The sequence below is a fragment of the Pseudoxanthomonas spadix BD-a59 genome (assembly GCF_000233915.3).
Taxonomy (GTDB): domain Bacteria; phylum Pseudomonadota; class Gammaproteobacteria; order Xanthomonadales; family Xanthomonadaceae; genus Pseudoxanthomonas_A; species Pseudoxanthomonas_A spadix.
In genome coordinates this window covers 2,067,067-2,088,190 of the sequence record NC_016147.2, presented here as the reverse complement: position 1 = coordinate 2,088,190, position 21,124 = coordinate 2,067,067, and the positions used below count along the sequence as shown (strand labels likewise).

The 21,124-nt window shown below is 69.5% G+C and carries 14 protein-coding genes; 11 read left to right on the top strand and 3 right to left on the bottom strand.

All coding sequences use genetic code 11. The features are described from left to right. Nucleotides 1-66: 66 nt before the first annotated feature. From pnp to DSC_RS09365, 6 genes are all read left to right on the top strand, one after another. Nucleotides 67-2,175, top strand: a complete 2,109-nt coding sequence (gene pnp / locus DSC_RS09390; protein ID WP_014160929.1) for a polyribonucleotide nucleotidyltransferase — start codon at nucleotides 67-69, stop codon at nucleotides 2,173-2,175. A gap of 150 nt (nucleotides 2,176-2,325) precedes the next feature. Next, on the top strand, nucleotides 2,326-2,814 hold the full coding sequence (locus DSC_RS09385) for an NUDIX hydrolase (protein ID WP_014160928.1): 489 nt from the start codon (nucleotides 2,326-2,328) through the stop codon (nucleotides 2,812-2,814). 432 nt (nucleotides 2,815-3,246) lie between these two features. Then, on the top strand, nucleotides 3,247-3,867 hold the full coding sequence (pssA, locus tag DSC_RS09380; protein ID WP_043290513.1) for a CDP-diacylglycerol--serine O-phosphatidyltransferase: 621 nt from the start codon (nucleotides 3,247-3,249) through the stop codon (nucleotides 3,865-3,867). Between the two features lie 55 nt (nucleotides 3,868-3,922). Continuing rightward, nucleotides 3,923-5,113 (top strand): poly(R)-hydroxyalkanoic acid synthase subunit PhaE, encoded by a 1,191-nt coding sequence (locus DSC_RS09375; RefSeq protein WP_158308233.1) that lies wholly within the window; start codon nucleotides 3,923-3,925, stop codon nucleotides 5,111-5,113. Beyond that, on the top strand, nucleotides 5,110-6,174 hold the full coding sequence (locus DSC_RS09370) for a class III poly(R)-hydroxyalkanoic acid synthase subunit PhaC (RefSeq protein ID WP_014160925.1): 1,065 nt from the start codon (nucleotides 5,110-5,112) through the stop codon (nucleotides 6,172-6,174). Before DSC_RS09375 ends, DSC_RS09370 begins: the two co-directional genes overlap by 4 nt. Nucleotides 6,175-6,302: 128 nt before the next feature. Further along, nucleotides 6,303-6,752, top strand: a complete 450-nt coding sequence (locus tag DSC_RS09365) for a hypothetical protein (protein WP_014160924.1) — start codon at nucleotides 6,303-6,305, stop codon at nucleotides 6,750-6,752. 197 nt (nucleotides 6,753-6,949) lie between these two features. Here the strand turns inward: DSC_RS09365 and DSC_RS09360 are convergent, their stop codons facing one another. Both DSC_RS09360 and xseA read right to left on the bottom strand, forming a co-directional pair. Continuing rightward, entirely contained in the window at nucleotides 6,950-7,636 is a 687-nt protein-coding gene (locus DSC_RS09360; RefSeq protein ID WP_083833521.1) for a TetR/AcrR family transcriptional regulator, read from the bottom strand. Nucleotides 7,637-8,075: 439 nt separating this feature from the next. Further along, complete coding sequence (gene xseA / locus DSC_RS09355) at nucleotides 8,076-9,419, bottom strand: exodeoxyribonuclease VII large subunit (protein ID WP_014160922.1); 1,344 nt, start codon at nucleotides 9,417-9,419, stop codon at nucleotides 8,076-8,078. A 94-nt stretch (nucleotides 9,420-9,513) separates the two neighbouring features. On the opposite strand from xseA, the gene ispG reads away from it, so the two are divergent. Both ispG and DSC_RS09345 read left to right on the top strand, forming a co-directional pair. After that, nucleotides 9,514-10,791: a flavodoxin-dependent (E)-4-hydroxy-3-methylbut-2-enyl-diphosphate synthase gene (gene ispG, locus DSC_RS09350; protein WP_043290512.1), complete on the top strand. Its 1,278-nt coding sequence runs from the start codon at nucleotides 9,514-9,516 to the stop codon at nucleotides 10,789-10,791. Continuing rightward, nucleotides 10,781-11,482: a phosphatase PAP2 family protein gene (locus DSC_RS09345; protein WP_014160920.1), complete on the top strand. Its 702-nt coding sequence runs from the start codon at nucleotides 10,781-10,783 to the stop codon at nucleotides 11,480-11,482. Before ispG ends, DSC_RS09345 begins: the two co-directional genes overlap by 11 nt. A gap of 17 nt (nucleotides 11,483-11,499) precedes the next feature. Here DSC_RS09345 and DSC_RS09340 read toward each other — a convergent pair whose 3' ends face one another. Then, nucleotides 11,500-11,721 (bottom strand): hypothetical protein, encoded by a 222-nt coding sequence (locus tag DSC_RS09340; RefSeq protein WP_014160919.1) that lies wholly within the window; start codon nucleotides 11,719-11,721, stop codon nucleotides 11,500-11,502. A 214-nt stretch (nucleotides 11,722-11,935) separates the two neighbouring features. On the opposite strand from DSC_RS09340, the gene DSC_RS09335 reads away from it, so the two are divergent. The 3 genes from DSC_RS09335 to DSC_RS16870 all read left to right on the top strand — a co-directional run bounded on the left by DSC_RS09335 (nucleotide 11,936) and on the right by DSC_RS16870 (nucleotide 21,118). After that, complete coding sequence (locus DSC_RS09335; RefSeq protein ID WP_014160918.1) at nucleotides 11,936-20,599, top strand: GH36-type glycosyl hydrolase domain-containing protein; 8,664 nt, start codon at nucleotides 11,936-11,938, stop codon at nucleotides 20,597-20,599. Then, nucleotides 20,596-20,835: a hypothetical protein gene (locus DSC_RS09330; protein ID WP_043290510.1), complete on the top strand. Its 240-nt coding sequence runs from the start codon at nucleotides 20,596-20,598 to the stop codon at nucleotides 20,833-20,835. Before DSC_RS09335 ends, DSC_RS09330 begins: the two co-directional genes overlap by 4 nt. Nucleotides 20,836-20,944: 109 nt before the next feature. Beyond that, the gene (locus DSC_RS16870; protein WP_014160916.1) at nucleotides 20,945-21,118 is read left to right on the top strand and encodes a hypothetical protein; all 174 of its coding nucleotides are present in this window, start codon (nucleotides 20,945-20,947) and stop codon (nucleotides 21,116-21,118) included. Nucleotides 21,119-21,124: the final 6 nt, after the last annotated feature.

Sequence of the window (21,124 nt, the reverse complement as noted above, 5' to 3'; positions counted from 1 at the left end):
CGGCCACCCGCGCGCGACAAGGGTCGCAACCGGGTCAACCAGTTCGAGACACTTAGGAAAACCCACGTGGCAAAAATCACAAAGACCTTCCAGTACGGCAAGCACCAGGTCACCCTGGAAACCGGCGAAATCGCCCGCCAGGCCGGCGGCGCGGTCATCGTCAAGTTCGATGACACCGTACTGCTGGTTTCGGCCGTGGCCGCAAAGAAGGCCCGCGAAGGCCAGGACTTCTTCCCGCTGACGGTCGATTACCAGGAAAGGTTCTATGCCGGTGGCCGCATTCCCGGTGGTTTCTTCAAGCGCGAAGGCCGCGCCACGGAGAAGGAGACGCTGATCTCGCGCCTGATCGACCGACCGCTGCGTCCGCTGTTCCCGGAAGAATTCCGCAACGAGGTCCAGGTCATCGCCACGGTGATGTCGCTGAACCCGGACATCGACGGCGACATCCCGGCCCTGATCGGGGCCTCGGCCGCCGTGGCCCTGACCGGCGCGCCGTTCAGCGGACCGATCGGCGCGGCCAAGGTCGGCTACATCAACGGTCAGTACGTGCTCAACCCGACCGTGTCCGAGCTGAAGGAGTCCAGGCTCGAGCTGGTCGTGGCCGGCACGTCCAACGCTGTGCTGATGGTCGAATCCGAAGCGGCCGAGCTGTCCGAGGAGGTGATGCTGGGCGCGGTGATGTTTGGCCATCGCGAGATGCAGAAGGTCATCCACGTCATCAACGAGCTGGTCGTCGAAGCCGGCACCCAGTCCTGGAACTGGTCCGCCCCGGCCAGGAACCAGGCCCTGGTCTCGGCGCTGGAGGAAGCCGTCGGCAATCGGCTGGCCGAAGCCTTCCAGGTGCGCGACAAGCTGCAGCGCCGCGACGCCATCGCCGCGATCAAGTCCGACGTGCTGGAGTCGCTGGCCGGCCGCGTGCAGGCCGATGGCTGGAGCACCGCCGAGCTGTCCAAGGAATTTTCCGAGCTGGAATACCAGACCCTGCGCGGCGCGGTCCTGAGCACCAAGGTCCGCATCGACGGGCGCGCGCTGGACACGGTCCGTCCGATCAGCGCCAAGGTCAGCGTGCTGCCGCGCACCCACGGCTCGGCCCTGTTCACCCGCGGCGAGACCCAGGCCATCGTGGTCACCACCCTGGGCACTGCGCGCGACGGCCAGGTGATTGATGCGGTCTCGGGCGAGTACAAGGACAACTTCCTGTTCCATTACAACTTCCCCCCGTACTCGGTGGGCGAGGCCGGCCGCATGATGGGCCCCAAGCGTCGCGAGATCGGCCACGGCCGTCTGGCCAAGCGTGGCGTGCTGGCGGTCATGCCGACGATGGAGGAGTTCCCCTACACCATCCGCGTGGTCTCGGAAATCACCGAGTCCAATGGCTCCTCCTCGATGGCCTCGGTGTGCGGCAGCTCGTTGTCGCTGATGGACGCCGGCGTGCCGATCAAGGCGCCGGTGGCCGGCATCGCCATGGGCCTGGTCAAGGAAGGCGACGACTTCGTGGTGCTCTCGGACATCCTCGGTGACGAGGATCACCTGGGCGACATGGACTTCAAGGTCGCCGGCACTTCCAACGGCGTGTCGGCGCTGCAGATGGACATCAAGATCGAAGGCATCACCGAGGAAATCATGAAGCAGGCCCTGGCCCAGGCCAAGGCCGGTCGACTGCATATCCTGGGCGAGATGGCCCACGCGCTGACCACGCCGCGCCAGGAGCTGAGCGAGTTCGCGCCACGCCTGATCACCATCAGGATCCACCCCGACAAGATCCGCGAGGTGATCGGCAAGGGCGGCGCGGTGATCCAGGCCATCACCAAGGAAACCGGCACCCAGATCGATATCCAGGACGATGGCACCATCACCATCGCATCGGTGAACGGCGCCGCCGGCCAGGCCGCCAAGGCCCGCATCGAGCAGATCACCTCGGACATCGAGCCGGGCCGCATCTACGAGGGCAAGGTCGCCAAGCTGATGGACTTCGGTGCGTTTGTCACCATCGCGCCGGGCAAGGATGGTCTGGTCCATGTCTCGCAGATTTCCGTCGAGCGCGTGGAAAAGGTTTCCGACAAGCTCAAGGAAGGCGACCTGATCCGGGTCAAGGTGCTGGAAGTGGACAAGCAGGGCCGCATCCGCCTGTCCATGAAGGCGGTGGAAGACGGTGAGGGCATGCCGGTCGAGTAACGGTCCGCGCAATGGCTGCAATCGAAAAAGGCGGGCCAGTGGCCCGCCTTTCGCGTCTGCGCAAGTAAAAAACAGCGCCTTCAGGCAGGCGGACGCGCTGCGGCGTGGGCCTCCTACAATGGTCGATCCTTCACTGCCGTGGCGCTCTCCATGCCTTATACCCCCATCGTTGCCACGCTCGGCTACGTGCTGTCAGCCGACGGCAAGCAGGTGCTGATGATCCATCGCAACGCGCGGCCCAATGACATCCACCTGGGCAAGTACAACGGGCTGGGTGGCAAGCTCGAGCCGGACGAGGACGTGCTGGCCTGCATGCGCCGCGAGATCGGCGAGGAAGCCGGCATCGAATGTCAGGCACTGAGCCTGCGCGGCACGATCAGCTGGCCGGGCTTCGGCAAGCACGGCGAGGACTGGCTGGCGTTCGTGTTCGTGGTCAGCGCCTGGACCGGCACCCCGCTGGCCGAAAATCCGGAAGGCACGCTGGAGTGGGTGGACCTGGACCGGCTGCTGGAGCTGCCGCTGTGGGAGGGCGACCAGCATTTCCTGCCGCTGGTGTTCGATGGTGACCCGCGCAGCTTCCACGCGGTGATGCCGTACAAGGATGGCCGCATGGTCTCGTGGAACGTCTCGCGCGCCTGAGCCTGCGTGGGGCGGCTTCATCCACAGATGATGTGGATCACCTTCGGGACAAGGATGTGGATAACTTCGGTGTGCGCCTGCAGCGCGACGTCCCGGCCGGGATGGCGAAAAAATGACCCGTGCGCAGCGGTGTATCCACAGGGGCTGTGGATGACTTCCGGGCAAGGATGTGGACAACCGCCGGAGCGCGTTGCGCGGCAGGCGTGTCAAGCGGTTTGGCGAAAAAATGACCAGCCCTGTTGAAGGATTTCGACGCGCCTTGCTGAAAACCGGTGGCGGGGTGACTGCCGGCCAGGGGCGCTTGCCCGGATGTACCGCGCCGGCCGCGTCCGGTGCCGGTGCTGGCCGCAGGATCCGCACCGCGTGGCCTTGATTGCCAGGCGACACTGGCCTTGTCAGGCTGTGGCTTCTCTTCGCCTACCGGTCAGGTCCATGCCACGACAACGCCATTTTTCGATGTTGCGCGATTTCCAGCTGGCCGACTGGTTCACCCTGGGCAACGCGTTCTGCGGCAGTGGTGCGGTGTTCGCCTCGCTGCACTACATGCAGCAGGGTCGGGTCGGCGTGCTGCTGATGGGCATGGCGCTGATCCCGCTGGCCTTCATCTTCGATGCGCTCGATGGCCGGGTGGCGCGCTGGCGCAATTCGGCTTCCACCCTGGGGCGCGAGCTGGACTCGCTGGCCGACGTGATCTCCTTCGGCGTCGCGCCGGCCGCGCTGGCCTATGCCTGCGGCCTGCAGGGCGGCTGGGACTGGCTGGTGCTGAGCTACTTCATCTGCTGCGGGGTGAGCCGCCTGGCGCGCTACAACGTCACCGCCGAGGCGCTGTCCGCTGACCAGGGCAAGGTGAAATATTTCGAGGGCACCCCCATCCCGACCAGTCTGACGCTGGTGGTGGTCCTGGCCGTCGCCGCGGCCATGGGCGACATCGGGGCGGACATCTGGTGGGGTCAGTGGCAGCTGGGGCCGTGGCAGTTCCATCCGCTGGTGCTGCTGTTTGCGCTGTCCGGCTCGCTGATGATCAGCAAGACGCTGCATGTTCCCAAGCCCTGACGCTTGGCCGAACGCGCAGGTTGCTATGATCTGGACTGGCGTCGGGAGTGCGGTGATGGCGGGTGCGCAGTCGGGGTGGGATGAGCGGGCCGAGGCCCTGGGTCGCACGGCCTGGGAGGCCTGGGGCCAAGCACTGCGCAAGGCCGCGGCGGTGCCGCTTGAGATCGCCGCGCCGGCTTGGCAGCAGGTGCCGGGCGGCTGGCCGGGCTGGACCCCGCCGCAGGGCGTGAACGATGGCGATGTGATGGAGCGATCCGAAGGCATCGCCCGTCACTGGTTTGGCCGCATGCAGCACGTTGCCGCGCAGTTCGCCGACCGCGACAATACCCCCGAGGAAATCGTGGCCGCCTGGCGCAAGGCCCTGGGGGCGACCGAGGCCAGGCCGTATCCGGACCTGTTCAGCAGCCTGTTCGGCCCCGGCGCGTTCGGCCTGGAAGGGCTGGGCGAACAGTGGATGCCGTGGCTGGAGGCGCTGCGCGGTCCGCTGGACGAATGGGCCGCGATGCCCGCCTTCGGCCCCGCGCGCGAACATCAGCAGCGCTGGAAGGCGCTGGTGCAGACCCAGCAGGCGCTGCGCGAGGCCGCCGAAAGCTGCCAGCGCCTGCTGGAAGAGGCCTCGCGTCAGGCGTATGTCCTGTTCGAACAGAAGCTGGGCAAGCGCGCCGAATCAGCCGCGCCGCTGGACAGCGCCCGCGCGTTGTTCGACGAGTGGATCGACGCGGCCGAGGACGCCTACGAGAAGATGGCCCTGTCCCCCGAATTCAGCCAGGTCTACGCGGCCCTGGCCAACGCCCAGATGCGCATGCGCGCAGGCATGCAGCGCGAGGTCGAACAGGTCGGCGACATGCTGGGCCTGCCCTCGCGTTCCGAAGTCGATGCCGCGCACCGCAAGATCCAGGAGCTCGAACGTGCGCTGCGTGGGCTGATGCGCGCCTCCGGGCTGGCTGCGGCGCCGACCGAGCCAGCCACGCCAGGCGCATCCGCTGGGTCATCTGCAGCGCGGCCGAAGTCCAGGCGGTCGGCCGATGCCGGGCCCCTGTCCGCTGCACGCAAGTCCAGTTCCAAGGCGGCAGCGCGCAAGACCCAGGCCAAGGCCGCGCCTGACCCGGCGCCCAAGCGCCCGGCACGCAAGGCCAGCGCCGGCAAGGCTGCCAAGTCCACTGCCAAGGCGGTCGCCGCCGCCAGCAGGCGCGGCACGGGCAAGGCGCCGGCCACCACGCGCACTCGCGCCAAGTCGCGCCCATGAGCAGCCCGCTGAAGGTCACCGCCGAGGCCCTGGCGGCCGAAGCCGCTTCGCTGCGGCACAAGCTGGGCGCCGGCCTGCGTACCCTGCCGGAAGTGGGCGACGTGCATTACGGGGTGACTGCGCGCCAGGAGGTCTGGCGCGATGGCAAGGTGGTGCTGTACCGCTTCATCGGCCAGCAGGCGCCCACCGCCAGGGTGCCGCTGCTGATCACCTACGCGCTGGTCAACCGGCCCTACATGGTGGACCTGCAGGAAGACCGTTCGCTGGTGAAGGGCCTGCTGGCCCAGGGCCAGGACGTGTACCTGATCGACTGGGGCTACCCGGATCGTTCGGACCGGTTCCTGCTGCTGGACGATTACATCAATCGGTTCATCGACGGCGCGATCGACTACCTGCGCCAGGCCAGCGGCCAGCACGCGATCAACGTAGTGGGCATCTGCCAGGGCGGCGCGCTGTCGCTGTGCCATGCCGCGCTGCACCCGCACAAGCTGCGCAACCTGATCACCATGGTTACCCCGGTGGACTTCCACACCCCCGACAACATGCTCTCCAACTGGGCGCGGCTGGTCGATGTGGACCTGCTGGTGGATACCCTGGGCAACGTTCCGGCCGACCTGATGAACCTGAGCTACCTGATGCTCAAGCCATTCCGCCTGAACGTGCAGAAGTACGTGGGCCTGCTGGACATCCTGGACGACCGCCGTGCGGTGCAGGACTTTTTGCGCATGGAGAAGTGGATCTTCGATTCGCCCGATCAGGTCGGCGAATCCTTCCGCCAGTTCGTCAAGCAGTTCTACCAGGGCAACGGGTTTGTCCAGGGCGGCATCGTCATCGGTGATCACACCATCGATCTGAAGCGGCTCACGATGCCGATCCTGAACATCTACGCCGAGCAGGACCATCTGGTGCCACCGGATGCCTCCAGGGCGCTGCGTGGCCTGGTCGCCAGTGACGACTACAGCGAGCTCGGTTTCCGCGGCGGCCATATCGGCATCTACGTGTCCAGCCGCGCCCAGCGCGAAGTCCCCGCCGCCATCGCCGGCTGGCTGGCCGAACGTTGAAGCGCAGCCGCTGCCACGGTCGAACGCGGTGTTGGTGATCGTGTCATGGCCTGGGCCCTGGACCCGGGCATCGGGGTCTGCCTGCCGCCGTGGTTGCTGACTGCCGACCCGGCTTGAAGCGGCCGCCCATGCCGGCCTGGCTGCGCGCGCTGGCCTGGGGTGCCGGCGCGCTGTGGACCGCGCCGAATACCGCGATCGGCTTGTTGATCGGCTCGTTCGGGATGCTGCGCGGCGCGCGCGTGCACTTCAGTCGAAGCGAACATGCGCTGGTGTTTTCGCGCTGGCCGTGGGGGCCGGGCGGGGCGATCACCTTCGGCAACAGCATCGTCCATACCGGCGATTCGCTCGACCGGCGTTGCCCTACCTATGCGCACCGGGCCGGGCGCTGCGTGGAGCCGGCCGTGCGCCTGGGCGATCACGAACGTGCCCACGTGCTGCAATACATGGCACTGGGGCCGCTGTTCCTGCCGCTGTACTTGCTGGGCGGCGGGATCAGCGGGCGCAACCGGTTCGAACGCGCCGCCGACCGCTATGCGCTGACCGGGCGCGGCTGGTGGCCGGCGCAGTTGCCCGACTGACACCGCCTGGCTGCAGGTCAGGCGCGGGAACCAGAGGCGCGTGCAATGGGTGTGGTGGGTTCTGGGTCAGGGCGCACGCCGGGCGGCCCTGGCCGAACATGCGCAAGATGTGGCAACGCAGCCGGCCAACTTCCTGGGATATCGGCCCGGGTCCACCGTCCGTTGCATGTCGGCCCATGCAGGCCGCGTGCAGGCGCTCAGCGTGGCAGGGCGCCGTGCAGGAACTGCTCGACCGCACCGTCGATGAAGGCCAGCACCTGGTCGGTTTCCGGGTTGGGCATGTAGCCGCACGCGGTGCGGATGGTCAGGTCGCCGAACAGCATCATGAAGAACTGGCTTGCCGCCAACTCCGGTGTGCTGTGCAGGACCAGTGCGCCAGCAGCGACCTGTTGCTGGAAATAGCTGGCCAGGCGGTTGCGGATGGTGGTGACCGCGTTGTCGAAGTACCAGTCGCGCAGCGCCGGGAAATCGCGGCCTTCGCCGATCACGATGCGGTTGACCAGGTAGGCATCAGGCGTGGTCAGGCTTTCGGTGATCGAGCGGGCGGCCTTGCGCAGCGCCTGCGGCGGCGGCAGGCCTTTCAGCTCCATGGCGTCCAGCTGCCGGGTCATGTCCTGCAGGCGGCGCTCGACGATGGCGAAGGCCAGGCCTTCCTTGTCGCCGAAGGCGCGATACAGCGTGGCCAGCGAACCCCCGGCGCGCGCCACGATCTCGCTCAGGCGCGCGTGCTGGTAGCCCTTTTCGGCGAACACCTCGGTGGCCGCATCCAGGAATTTCTCCACGCGCCGCTCGCCGCGGCGGCATAGCCCGACCTTGCGCGCGGCGCGCGCCGGCGGGAGCAGGGTTGGGGTTGGGGTTGGGGTTGGGGTTGCCGAGGCAGACATGGGCAGGCGATCCGGGGAGCAGCGACGCTGGCCAATCTAGCAAGAACGGTGCGCCCACGATGTTGCGCCGCAATAGCCGGGACAGCGGGTCGCCAGCCTGGAGGACCGCGCGGGCAGGGCCGGCCGGGGCGTGGGCGCCCTGCTTGTGCGTGACGCGAGGCGCCGCCGGCAAGCGCACCAGCGCCATCGCGGAAGGGGGCGGCGCCAGCGGCCGCGCCGATCACCGGGCGCGGGTTGCCGCCCGGCGTGGTGGCGGCCCTCAGAGGCTGAGAAAAATTCGACCGCCGTAGCGAGAGCGCCGCCAAGCGTTCGTGACAATGTGCGTTGGGGGCAAATCCGGGGAGTTTGGTGAGCCAAATGACCCGGATTTGCCCGCAGCGCGCCGCCGGCACGGGCGTTTGGCGACGGTCGCAGTAGGCGGGCGATTTTTTTCAGCCTCTCAGTCCGGGGTCGTTTCCACCCGCACGCCCAGCTGGCCGTCGGCCAGGCGTGCGTTCAGGCGGTCGCCGACCTTCACCTGGGCGGTCGAACGCACCAGCGTGCCGTCGGCCGTGGTGATCAGCGCATAGCCGCGGGCCACGGTCGCCAGCGGGCTGATCGCTTCCAGCGAGCGCACCAGGCCGCGCAGGCGCAGGCTGTCGCGTTGCAGCTGGCGGGCGATGGCCGCCTGCGGACGCGGCTGCAGGGCGGCCAGGCGTTCGGCCAGGGCCGCCAGGCGGCGCTGCGGCGAATGCGCGCCCAGTGCGCTCAGCGCGTGGCGCAGGCGCGCGCGGCGGCGATCCAGCTGCGCCTGCCACTGCGCCTGCAGGTGGCGCAGTGCATCGGCGTGGCGGCGACGCATCAGCTGCAGTCGCGCCTGCGGGCTTTGTGCCTGCAGGCGCAGCCAGGCGCGATCCACGCGCTGCTGCACCCGGTCCATGCGGTGCGCGTGCAGGCTGTACAGACGCCGGCCCAGCCCGCGCACGCGCATGTCCAGATCGGCCTGGGAGGGCACCAGCAGCTCGGCCGCGGCCGAGGGCGTCGGCGCGCGCAGGTCGGCGGCGAAATCGCACAGGGTGAAGTCGGTTTCGTGGCCCACCGCGGACACCACCGGCACCGCGCAGGCGGCCACCGCGCGGACCAGCGCCTCGTCGTTGAAGGCCCACAGGTCCTCGATGGAGCCACCGCCGCGGGTCACTAGCACCACCTCGTAACGGCCGCTGTCACCGGCAGCGCGCACCAGTGCAGCGATCTGTGACGCGGCGGTGGCGCCCTGCACCTGGGTCGGCAGCACCTCGACTTCCAGCAGCGGAAAGCGCCGGCCCAGCACGCTGATCACATCGCGCACCGCCGCGCCGCTGGGCGAGGTGATCAGCGCCAGCCGCCGCGGGAATGCGGGCAGTGGCCGCTTGCGTTCGCCGGCGAACAGGCCTTCGGCCGCCAGCCGCGCCCTGAGCTGCTCGAATGCGCGACGCAGCGCGCCTTCGCCGGCCTCTTCCATGTGGTCCAGCACCAGCTGGTACTCGCCGCGCGCCTCGTACAGGGTCACCCGGCCGCGGGCGAGCACGCGCAGGCCCTCGCGCGGGACGAACTTCAGCCAGCTGCTCTTGGGCTTGAACATCGCGCAGCGCACCTGGGCGCGGGCGTCCTTGAGGGTGAAATACAGGTGCCCGGACGCCGGGCGGGTGACGTTGCCCAGTTCGGCCTCGATCCAGATCGCCGGGAAGCTGCCTTCCAGCAGGTCGCGGGCCAGGATGTTGAGCTGGGAGGGGGTGAGGATGTCGCGGGCGGGCAGGTCGTTCATCTGCGCACAAGTGTACCGAGCCCGGTCAGCTCGCCAGTGGCCTGCCGGCTGCCGGTCGCCTCGCGGTCACCGGCGCTCCGCTAAAATGGCAGGCATGAACGCCATTCCCGCCCCGCTTGCGACCCCCGAACCCACGCCCGTGGCCGCCGCCGGCCAGGCCCGGCGCATCACCCACCCGGTGCAGGTGGGCAAGGTGCAGCTCGGCGGTGGCGCCCCGGTGGTGGTGCAGTCGATGACCAACACCGACACCGCCGACGTTGCCGGCACGGTCAGGCAGGTTGCCGAGCTGTGGCGCGCCGGTTCGGAGCTGGTCCGGGTCACGGTCAACAACCCCGAGTCGGCTGCCGCGGTGCCGCGCATCGTCGACAAGCTGGCGATGATGGGCATCGAGGTGCCGATCATCGGCGACTTCCACTACAACGGGCACCAGCTGCTGACCAATGAGCCGGCCTGTGCCCAGGCGCTGGCCAAGTATCGCATCAACCCGGGCAACGTCGGTTTCGGCAAGAAGCGCGACACCCAGTTCGCCCAGCTGATCGAGCTGGCCATCCAGTACGACAAGCCGGTGCGCATCGGCGCCAACTGGGGCTCGCTGGACCAGTCGCTGGCCGCCCAGCTGATGGACGAGAACGCCCGGCGCGCCACCCCGTGGGACGCCACCGCGGTGTTGCGCGAGGCGCTGATCCGTTCGGCCCTGGATTCGGCCCATCGCGCGGTGGAGATCGGCCTGCCGGCCGAGCGCATCGTGCTGTCGGCCAAGGTCTCCGGCGTGCAGGAGCTGATCGCGGTGTACCGCGACCTGGCCCGCCGCAGCCCGTTCGCCCTGCACCTGGGCCTGACCGAAGCCGGCATCGGCTCCAAGGGCATCGTCGCCTCGTGCGCGGCGCTGGCGGTGCTGCTGCAGGAGGGCATCGGCGACACCATCCGCATCTCGCTCACCCCCGAGCCGGGCGCCTCGCGCACCCAGGAAGTCATCGTCGCCCAGGAGCTGCTGCAGACCACCGGCCTGCGCGCGTTCACGCCGATGGTCACCGCCTGCCCGGGCTGCGGGCGCACGACCAGTGAGTTCTTCCAGGAACTGGCCAAGGTCGTGCAGGAACACGTGCGCGGCAAGATGCCCGAGTGGAAGATCACCCGTCCCGGCGCCGAGCACATGACCCTGGCGGTGATGGGCTGCGTGGTCAATGGCCCGGGCGAATCGCGCCACGCCAACATCGGCATCTCGCTGCCGGGCACCGGCGAAGCGCCTTCGGCGCCGGTGTTTGTCGATGGCGAAAAAACCGTCACCCTGCGCGGCGAGAACATCGCCCAGGCATTCGTCGCGCTGATCGACGAATACGTCGACGCGCATTATTCGCGCAGTGCCGCCTGAGCCGGGGGTCAGCGGCGCCGGTGTCGTCGGCCGCGTGCTGCGGCGGATCGGCTGGCGCACGGGCCTGTTGTTCGTGGCGATCCTGCTGCCGCTGTGGGGCTTTGCCGAGCTGGGCGAGGAGGTCCACGAAGCGGAAAGCTTTGTCTTCGACCAGCCGCTGCTATTGCGCGCCAGGGCTGCCTCGGGTCCGTGGCTGGACCAGGCCTTCCTGGCCATCAGCTGGGCCGGCTACCAGGGCGTGATCATCGCCGATGTGCTGTTGATCATGGCCCTGCCGGCGCTGCGACGCTGGCGCGAGGCAACCTTTGCCGGCGTGGCAGTGATCGGCTCGGCCCTGTTGAACGTGGGCACCAAGCAGTTGTTCGGGCGTGCCCGTCCGAGCCTGTGGCCATCGATCTCGCCGCAGGACACCTTCAGTTTTCCCAGCGCCCATGCGATGGGCTCGATGACCCTGGTGCTGGTGCTGGTGCTGCTGGCCTGGGGCACGCGCTGGCGCTGGCCGGTGCTGCTGCTGTCGGTGCTGTTCGGCCTGTCGGTGGGCGTCTCGCGCATCTACCTGGGCGTGCACTATCCCTCGGACGTGCTGGGCGGCTGGGCCGCGGCGATGGCCTGGACGGTGGGGGTCTATGCAGCGGTGTTCTCCGGCCTGCGCCGGCCGTGGAGGACGCCGCAAGTGGGCGCGCCGCGCTGATCCAGGCCAGCGCGGAGCTAGCCTCCAACCAGCTTGATGACGGCCGACAGTGCGCCGGCGAGGGCGGCGCCGCCGGCGAGCAAGCTTGCAGCGACCACGACCGGGTGCCACTTCGACTCGGTTTGCAACTTGGCCGTCTCGGCGGACACCTTGCGCACTTCCTCCAAGGTCTTTGCCGTCTCGGCCAGTAGCTTGGAGATTTCGGCGTGGGTCTTGTCGTAGTCGGGTATGGTGCTCATGCCTTGATGTTACTCCTGTTTCGTGGTTGCTCGTGTGGCATGCACCGGCCCGATCGCTTGCCCACTGGCCGCACGCGATAGGGTCGTGGCATCGGGCTGCAGGTGGTGCGGCTGCACGCGCCCTTCACGTGATCGAAGGGGTGGGCGCGCATGATCGTTCGCACGAGCGGCGCTGACGCTGCACAGGCGCATCACCATGCCTCCAGTTGGGAGGATGTCCCGTTTTTCTGCATGGCGCCGGGTCTTTCAGCCACGCGCAGCAGCGCTGCTCGAGCCGCAGCTCGATCGGCGCGTGGAAGCGCCGCCACTGCGTGCAGCCCTGTTGGGTGACGAGCAGATGGAAGCGCTGGCGCGCGCGCTGGCGCAGGAGCACGTCCTGCTTGCTGGCTCTTCGCGCGAACTGCTGCTGGCGCGGCTGAAGTCCAACGAACGGGCCCTGGCCGAGGCCGCCTCGAAGCTGGCCCAGCTGGCCGGCGATGGCCTGAGCCTGCATCCGGCCGGCGAATGGTTGCTGGACAACTACTACCTGGTCGAGGAACAGATGCGGGTGGCCCGGCTGCACCTGCCGCCCGGCTACAGCCGGCAGTTGCCGCGCCTGCACAGCGGCACCTGCCCGGGATTGCCGCGCGTGTATGCGCTGGGGCAGCAGGTGATCGCCCATGGCGATGGCCGGGTCGATGCGCTCACCCTGAGCCGGTTCATTGCCGCCTACCAGCAAACATCGCCGCTGAAACTGGGCGAGCTGTGGGCGATCCCGATCATGCTGCGGTTGGCACTGATCGACAACCTGCGCCGGATTGCCGACGCCATCATGCGTGAGGGCGAGGATCATCGCCTGGCCAACGCCTGGTCGCAGCGCCTGAACGCGACCGCCGCGCGTGCGCCGGCGGACCTGGTGCTGGTGGTGGCCGAGCTGGCCCGTTCGCGGCCGCCGGCCAGTGGTGCGTTCGTGGCCGAACTGACCCGTGGCCTGCATGGGCGCGGACCGGTGCTGTCGATGGCCAGCGGCTGGGTCGAACAGTGGCTGGCGAGCGAAGGGCACAGCGTGGGCGGGCTGGTCCATGCCGAAAGCCAGCGCCAGGCCGCCGACCAGGTGTCGGTGAGCAACAGCATCGGCAGCCTGCGGTTCCTGGATGGCATGGACTGGCGCCAGTTCGTGGAGACCATGAGCGTGGTCGAACAGGCGCTGCGCGAGGATCCGGCCGGGGTGTACGCGCGCATGGATTTCCAGACCCGCGACGCCTATCGCCACGTGGTCGAAAACCTGGCGCGCCGCAGTGGTCGCGACGAGCCGGATGTGGCGCGCGAAGTGGTGACGCTGGCCCGGCGCGCGCCGTCGCCGGCCGACCTCCAGGCCCACGTCGGCTATTTCCTGATCGATGCCGGATTGCCGCTGCTGCGCGCGGTGTTGCGCGGCCAGGCGCAGGCATCGCCAGCGCGTCTGCCGCGGCATCGGGCGCGGCGCGTGCCGCTGGCCGCCTACCTGGCACCGATCGCGGCGGTCATGCTGCTGTGGAGCGCGGTGCTGCTGCGCGCGATGCCGGCGCATGTGGCGGCAGGCTGGTGGTGGCTGGCCGGCGCGCTTGCGCTGCTGGCGGCCAGCGAGCTGGGCATCGTCCTGGTCAACTGGGTCGCCACCCTGCAGGTGCCGCCGCGACCGCTGCCGCGCATGGACCTGCGCCTGGGCATTGCGGAGGATTGCCGCACGCTGGTGGTGATCCCCAGCATGCTGGCCGGGCGCGAGGCGATCGACGAACTGGTTGCCGGGATGGAAGTGCATTACCTGGCCAATCGCGACGGGCAGCTGCATTTCGCGCTGCTCACCGATTTCCTGGATGCCGGCCAGGCGCTGCTGGCCGAAGACCTGGCGCTGCTGGATCACGCGGCCACCCAGATCGACGGGCTCAACAGCCGCTATGCGCCCGAACACGGCAGCCGGTTCTTCCTGCTGCACCGGCCGCGCCTTTGGAATGCGGCCGAAGGCTGCTGGATGGGCGCCGAGCGCAAGCGCGGCAAGCTGGAGGCGCTCAACCGCCTGCTGAGCGCGCCGGACATGCCGGCCCAGGCGGCCAGGGATTTCCTGCAGACCCGCGGCGAGCTGGCCGGGTTGCGCCAGGTGCGCTACGTGATCACCCTGGACAGCGACACCCAGCTGCCACGCGATGCGGCGCGGGCGCTGGTCGGGGCGATGTCGCATCCGCTGAACGTGCCGCGCCTGGATCCGACCGGGCAGGTCGTCCAGGCCGGTTACGGGATCCTGCAGCCCGGGCTGGGCACGGGCATGGGCCGCGGCGAGGACTCGCGCTTCGCGCGCATGTTCGGGATCGAGCCGGGCATCGACCCGTACACGCGGGTGGTGTCGGACGTCTACCAGGACCTGTTCGGCGAAGGCTCGTTCATCGGCAAGGGCATCTACGCGGTGGCCACGTTCGAACACGTGTTGGCCGGTCGCTTCCCGGACAACCGCGTGCTCAGCCACGACCTGCTGGAAGGCTGCTACGCGCGTGCCGGGCTGGTCAGCGACGTGCGCCTGTACGAACAGCATCCGCAGCGTTATGCCGCCGACGCCAAGCGCCGAGCGCGCTGGGTGCGCGGCGACTGGCAGCTGCTGCCGTGGTTGCTGCCGTGGGTGCCCACCGCGACGGGCGGGCGCGTGCGCAATCGGCTGTCCTGGCTCTCGCGCGGCAAGCTGCTGGACAACCTGCGGCGCAGCCTGGTCGCGCCGGCCGCGCTGGTGCTGCTGGTGGCTGGCTGGCTGTATTCGCCCGCACCGCTGCGCTGGACGCTGTGGCTGTTGGTGTTGTGGCTGCTGCCCGGCCTGGCCTCGGCGGTGCACGCCCTGGTGCACGTGCCCGAAGGCATGACCATGCGCCATCACGCGCGCCAGGTGGCGTGGGACCTGGGCCGGCAGCTGCGGCGGGTGGGCGTGACCCTGGCCTGCCTGCCGTTCGAGGCCGGCCTGCAAATCTCGGCGATCGTGCGCACGCTCTACCGCATGGGCGTGAGCCGGCGCCACCTGCTGCAGTGGAGCCCGTCCAGCGAGGTCGAGCGCAGCCTGCGAGGTGGCCAGGCCGAGCACCGGATGATGGCGCCGGCCGCAGGCCTGGCGGTGGTGATCGCGGTCGCGGTGGCGTGGCGGTCGCCGTTGGCGCTGTGGGCCGCACTGCCGTTGCTGGCCGCGTGGGTGGCCGCGCCCTGGCTGATGGCCTGGCTGGGCGCGCCGCCACCGGCGCCGGGGACCGAGCTGGATGCCGATCAGCGCGCCTTCCTTGGGCGCCTGTCGCGGCGCACCTGGGCGTTCTTCGAAACCCACTGCACCGCGCTGCACCACTGGCTGCCGCCGGACAACATCCAGGAGCATCCGGTGGCCGTGGTCGCCAGCCGGACCTCGCCGACCAACATCGGCCTGGCGCTGCTGGCCAACCTGGCCGCCTATGACCTGGGATACCTGGCCGTGTCCGGCGTGATCACGCGCGTGGCCGACACCCTGGCCACGCTGGAGACCCTGCCCCGCCACCGTGGCCACTTCTACAACTGGTACGACACCCAGACCCTGGCGCCACTGCCGCCGCGCTATGTCTCCAGCGTGGACAGCGGCAACCTGGGCGGCCATCTGCTGACCCTGCGCCAGGGGCTGCTGGCGCTGGTCGATGCGCCGGCCATGTCGATGGCGACCTTCGACGGGCTGGCCGACACCCTGGGCCTGCTGCGCCTGCCGCAGGCTCGCCAGAGCGAAGCGGCCGAGCGGGCCACCGCCGTGTTCGGCCATACGCTCAACGAGATACGGGCGCTGCCCGAGCCCAGCCTGCGCCAGGTGTCCGATGCCCTGGGCAGGCTGATCGAGCAGGGCGAGCTGATCGTGATGGCGGGCCAGGCGGCAGGCAGCGACGGCGACGAACCCTGGGCGCAGCGCCTGGTCAGCGCGTGCCAGGCCGCGCGCGCCGATCTGCATCACTGCGCGCCGTGGCTGGTCAGCGCGGCCCTGGACGGCGAGCAGCATGGCCCGCGCGCGGTGCCGAGCCTGCGCCAGCTGCGCCAATCCAGTCAGATCGCCAGCGTGCAGCGCTGGGCCGGCGAGCGCATCCAGCAGCTGGAGCGCCTGGCGCACGTGGCCGGGCAGCTGTCGCTGATGGACTATGGCTTCCTCTACGACCGCACCCAGCACCTGCTCTCGATCGGCTACAACGTCGAGGAGCGGCGCCTGGACGAAAGCCGCTACGACCTGCTGGCCTCCGAGGCGCGGCTGGGCAACTTCGTGGCCATCGCCCAGGGGCAGCTGCCGCAGGAAAGCTGGTTCGCGCTGGGCCGCACGCTCACCGAGACCGGCGGCGAACCGACGCTGCTGTCCTGGAGCGGCTCGATGTTCGAGTACCTGATGCCGCAGCTGGTGATGCCCAGCTATCCGCATACCCTGCTGGACCGGACCGCGCATGGCGCGGTGCAGGCGCAGATCCGCTACGGCGCGCAGCACCAGGTGCCCTGGGGCGTGTCCGAGTCCGGCTACAACAGCGTCGACACCCGCCGCAACTACCAGTACCGCGCCTTCGGCGTGCCCGGCCTTGGGCTCAAGCGCGGGCTGGGCCAGGACCTGGTGATCGCCCCCTATGCCAGCGCGATGGCCTTGATGGTCGAACCCGACGCGGCCTGCCGCAACCTGCAGCGGCTGGACGGACTGGGCTTCGGCGGGCGCTTCGGCTTGTACGAAGCGATCGACTACACGCCTTCGCGGGTGCCGCGCGGCGAAACCCATGTGCTGGTGCGCTCGTTCATGTCGCACCACCAGGGCATGGCGCTGCTGGCGCTGGACCACGTGCTGCGCGATGGGCCGATGCACAAGCGCTTCGTGGCCGACCCGGAGTTCCAGGCCACCTTGCTGCTGCTGCAGGAGCGCGCGCCACGCACCGGCGGGGTGTACGCCAAGGGCCTGGCCGAGGTGGCCGCGCGCGCCGCACCGCTGGACACCGGCATGCCGCTGCGCATCTTCCGCGATCCCGACCAGGCCCAGCCGGCGCTGCAGCTGCTGTCCAACGGCCGCTACCACGGCATGCTCACCAGCGCCGGCGGCGGCTACAGCCGGGTCCGCGACATGGCCGTCACCCGCTGGCGCGAGGACGGCACGCGCGATCCATGGGGCACGTTCTGCTACCTGCGGGCGGTGGAGGGCGGCGCGTTCTGGTCGGCCACCCACCAGCCCACCTGCGTGCCGGTGGACCGCTATGAGGCGATCTTTTCCGACGCCAAGGCCGAGTTCAAGGGCAGCCACCTTGGCTACGACAGTCACCTGGAGATCGCCATCTCCGCCGAGGACGACGTGGAACTGCGCCGGCTGCGCATCCGCAACCGTTCGCGCCACGCGCGGGTGATCGAGATCACCACCTACGCCGAAGTGGTGCTGGCCCCGGCGCTGTCCGACGAGATGCACCCGGCCTTCAGCAACCTGTTCGTGCAGACCGAGCTGCTGGCCGACAGGCAGGCGCTGCTGTGCACACGGCGTCCGCGCGCCGATGACGAGGCGCAGCCATGGATGCTGCACCTGGTGGCCGTGCATGACGCGGACATCGCCACGATTTCCTACCAGACCGACCGCGCGGCCTTCATCGGTCGCGGCCGCAGCACGCGCGATCCGATCGCGCTGGTGGAGACCGCTGCCCTGTCCGGCACCGCCGGCTCGGTGCTCGACCCGATCGTGGCGATCCGCTGCCGGATCACCCTGGCACCGGACCAGCAGGCGCAGGTGGACATGGTCTATGGCCTCGGCGGGGACCGCGCGGCCTGCGTGGCGCTGATCGACAAGTATCGCGACCGGCGCCTGGCCGACCGGGTGTTCGACCTGGCCCTGACCCAGAGCCAGGTGACGCGTCGGCAGATCAACGCCTCGCTGGACGATGCGCTGCTGTACGAGCGCCTGGCCGCGCGCGTGCTGTTCGCCGATCCGCAGCTACGGGCCGAGGCCGAGGTGCTGCTGCAGAACCGGCGCGGGCAGTCGGCACTGTGGGCGCATGGCATTTCCGGCGACCTGCCGATCGTGCTGCTGCGCCTGGCCGACCCGGACACCATGGCCCTGGTCAGGCAGATGGTGCAGGCGCACGCGTACTGGCGCCTCAAGGGCCTGCGCGTGGACCTGGTGATCTGGAACGAAAGCCAGGCCGGCTATCGCCAGCAGCTGCAGGACACCATCGTCGGCCTGCTTGCCGCCGACCCGGAAGCCAACGTGCTCGACCGTCCCGGCGGCATCTTCGTGCGCGCGATCGAACACATTCCGCACGAAGACCGGGTGCTGCTGCAGACCGTGGCGCGCGCCATCCTCAGCGATGCCAACGGCAGCCTGGCCGCGCAGCTGGAACGCCATCCCACCCTGCGCATGCAGCCGCCGCTGCTGGAGCCGATCGCGCTGGCGCCTGCAAGCGATGCGATGGCCGCCGGCGCGTTCGAGCCGGCGCCTGCGAGCACGCCGCCGCCGGATGAGGCGGCGCTGCTGTTCGACAATGGAATCGGTGCCTTCGCCGCCGACGGCCGCGAATACCGGATCGTGCTGGAAGAGGGCGCACCCACCCCCGCGCCCTGGGCCAACGTGCTGGCCAACGCCGGCTTCGGCACCGTGCTCAGCGACAGCGGCGCCGGTTACACCTGGGCCGAGAACGCGCACGAATTCCGGCTCACGCCTTGGCACAACGATCCGGTGGCCGATGCCAGCGGCGAGGCCTTCTACCTGCGCGACGAGGACAGCGGCCAGGTGTGGTCGCCGATGGCGCTGCCGCGCCGCGGCCACGGCCGCTACCAGGTGCGCCACGGCTTCGGCTACAGCGTGTACAGCCACCTCGAGCACGGCATCGACAGCGAGCTGTGGGTGTTCGTGGATGTCGAGCAACCGGTCAAGTACAGCCTGCTGCGCCTGAAGAACCTGAGCGGTCGTGCGCGCCGGCTCAGCGCCACCGGCTATGTCGAATGGGTGCTGGGCGACATCCGCGCGCGCTCGCACTTGCACGTGGTGAGCGAGGTGGACCTGGCCAGTGGCGTGCTGACCGCGCGCAATCCCTACAACACCGAGTTCGACGGACGGGTGGCGTTCTTCGATGTGGATGCGCAGGTGCGCAGCGTCAGCGCCGACCGGGTGGAATTCATCGGCCGCAACGGCAGCCTGGCCGCGCCGGAAGCCTTGCGCCGGCAGCGGCTGTCCGGGCGCGTGGGCGCCGGGCTGGACCCGTGCGCGGCATTGCAGGTCCCGATCGAACTGGGCATCGACCAGCAGTTCCAGACCGTGTTCCGCCTCGGCGCAGGCCAGGGCCGCGATGCAGCGCTGGCCCTGGCCACCCAGGTGCGCGGCGTGGCGGCCGCGCAGGCGGCGCTGCAGGCGGTGCGCCGCTACTGGGACCACACCCTCGGCGCGGTGCAGGTGCGCACGCCGGAGCCTTCGGTGGACCTGCTGGCCAACGGCTGGCTGCTGTACCAGACCATCGCCTGCCGGTTCCTGGCGCGCAGCGGCTATTACCAGTCGGGCGGGGCATTCGGCTTTCGCGACCAGCTGCAGGACAGCATGGCCATGGTCCACGCGCAGCCGGCGTTGAGCCGCGCCCATCTGCTGCGCAGTGCGGCGCACCAGTTCCTGCAGGGCGACGTGCTGCACTGGTGGCATCCGCCGCACGATCGCGGCGTGCGCACGCATTGTTCGGATGATTTCCTGTGGCTGCCGCAGGCGCTGTGTCGTTACCTCGAGGTCACCGGCGATGCGGCGGTGCTGGGCGAACCGGTGGGGTTCATCGACGGCCGTGCGTTGAATGCCGACGAGGAGTCCTACTACGACCAGCCGCAGCCAGCCGGCCCGGCGCAGTCGCTGTATGCGCATGCGCGGCTGGCGTTGCAGCGCGGATTGGCGCAGCGCGGTGCGCGCGGGCTGCCGTTGATCGGCAGTGGCGACTGGAACGATGGCCTCAACCGGGTCGGCAAGGACGGCAGGGGCGAGAGCGTGTGGCTGGGCTTCTTCCTGCACGATGCGCTGCTGCGGTTTGCGCCGCTGGCCACCCGGCAGGGCGATGCCGGGTTTGCCGCCGAGTGCATCGCCCAGGCGCAGGCCCTGCGCGATGCACTGGAAACCCACGCCTGGGACGGCACCTGGTATCGACGGGCCTGGTTCGACGACGGCACGCCGCTGGGCTCGAGTGCGTCGGCCGAATGCCGGATCGATTCGCTCTCGCAGAGCTGGTCGGTGCTGTCCGGCGCGGCCAGCCCGGCGCGGCGCCAGCAGGCGATGGAGGCGATGTACGCGCAGCTGGTCGATGCCGATGCGCAGGTGGTCAAGCTGCTGGCACCGCCGTTCGACCTGAGCGGACACGACCCCGGTTACATCCGCGGCTATGTCCCTGGCGTGCGCGAGAACGGTGGCCAGTACACCCATGCTGCGGTGTGGGCGGCGATGGCTTTCGCCGAGCTCGGTGACCACCAGCGCGCGTGGGAACTGGCCGGCATCATCAATCCCATCGGCCATGCCCGCGACGCGGCGGCGGTGCAACGTTACAAGGTCGAACCCTACGTGCTGTCGGCCGATGTCTACGCGGTGCCCCCGCACCAGGGCCGCGGTGGCTGGAGCTGGTACACCGGCGCGGCCGGCTGGATGTATCGGCTGCTGACCGAATCGCTGCTGGGCCTGCAGCGTGACGGCACCCGCATGCGGATCGTGCCGTGCATGCCCGCGGCCTGGCCGGGCTATCAGCTGCGCTATCGTCACGGCGGCAGCGGCTATGTGATCGATGTGGTCCAGCGCGCAGACGCGGCGCCAAGCCTGCAGCTGGATGGCATCGTCCAGGACGGACTGGACTTTCCCTTGATCGATGACGGGGCCGACCACGCGGTGACGCTGGTCTGGCCGGGAGGCGGGCGATGAGTACGCGCATGCAGCTGGACCGCGAACTGGACCAGCTGGAGCAGATGCTGCCGATCTGGATCGAGAAGCTGCGCCACCCGAGCGAGTTCTGGCCGCAGTTCGATGCTCTGGCCCAGGCCATCGTCGACGACGCCCCGCCGCAGGATGTCCAGTACGTGCAGCACCGCCTGGCGCTGATGCAACAGCAACATGGCCTGCACCGGGGCCATGGGCCCGGTGGCTACGATGATCGCTGAAGCCCTGCAGCGACAGGGCCTGCACCGTCTGTCCGAATCCCGCATGCGCTGCAGTGAATCAGCGTAGCGTGCCGAAGGTGGCAGCTACGCCCGCTCGAGAAGGATTGGCATGGACGGCATCAAGCTGCATCGGATCGTGTGTCGATCCTTTGCGCCGGGCACGGTGATCGCCGGCGGCGGCGTGCCCGAGCGCGCCAGCAACGATGGTCAGCCGCCGGCTTTCCCGCTGGACCCGGCGACGCTGCTGCCCTCGTTTGTTGCGCCCGAACCGCGCCTGCGGTGAGGCCAG

Coding starts and splice junctions, on each gene's coding strand:
- DSC_RS09385 (WP_014160928.1), top strand. CDS start 2,326: ATGCCTTATACCCCCATCGTTGCCACGCTCGGCTACGTGCTGTCAGCC.
- pssA (WP_043290513.1), top strand. CDS start 3,247: ATGCCACGACAACGCCATTTTTCGATGTTGCGCGATTTCCAGCTGGCC.
- DSC_RS09375 (WP_158308233.1), top strand. CDS start 3,923: ATGGCGGGTGCGCAGTCGGGGTGGGATGAGCGGGCCGAGGCCCTGGGT.
- DSC_RS09370 (WP_014160925.1), top strand. CDS start 5,110: ATGAGCAGCCCGCTGAAGGTCACCGCCGAGGCCCTGGCGGCCGAAGCC.
- DSC_RS09365 (WP_014160924.1), top strand. CDS start 6,303: ATGCCGGCCTGGCTGCGCGCGCTGGCCTGGGGTGCCGGCGCGCTGTGG.
- DSC_RS09360 (WP_083833521.1), bottom strand. CDS start 7,636: ATGTCTGCCTCGGCAACCCCAACCCCAACCCCAACCCCAACCCTGCTC.
- xseA (WP_014160922.1), bottom strand. CDS start 9,419: ATGAACGACCTGCCCGCCCGCGACATCCTCACCCCCTCCCAGCTCAAC.
- ispG (WP_043290512.1), top strand. CDS start 9,514: ATGAACGCCATTCCCGCCCCGCTTGCGACCCCCGAACCCACGCCCGTG.
- DSC_RS09340 (WP_014160919.1), bottom strand. CDS start 11,721: ATGAGCACCATACCCGACTACGACAAGACCCACGCCGAAATCTCCAAG.
- DSC_RS09335 (WP_014160918.1), top strand. CDS start 11,936: ATGTCCCGTTTTTCTGCATGGCGCCGGGTCTTTCAGCCACGCGCAGCA.
- DSC_RS09330 (WP_043290510.1), top strand. CDS start 20,596: ATGAGTACGCGCATGCAGCTGGACCGCGAACTGGACCAGCTGGAGCAG.
- DSC_RS16870 (WP_014160916.1), top strand. CDS start 20,945: ATGGACGGCATCAAGCTGCATCGGATCGTGTGTCGATCCTTTGCGCCG.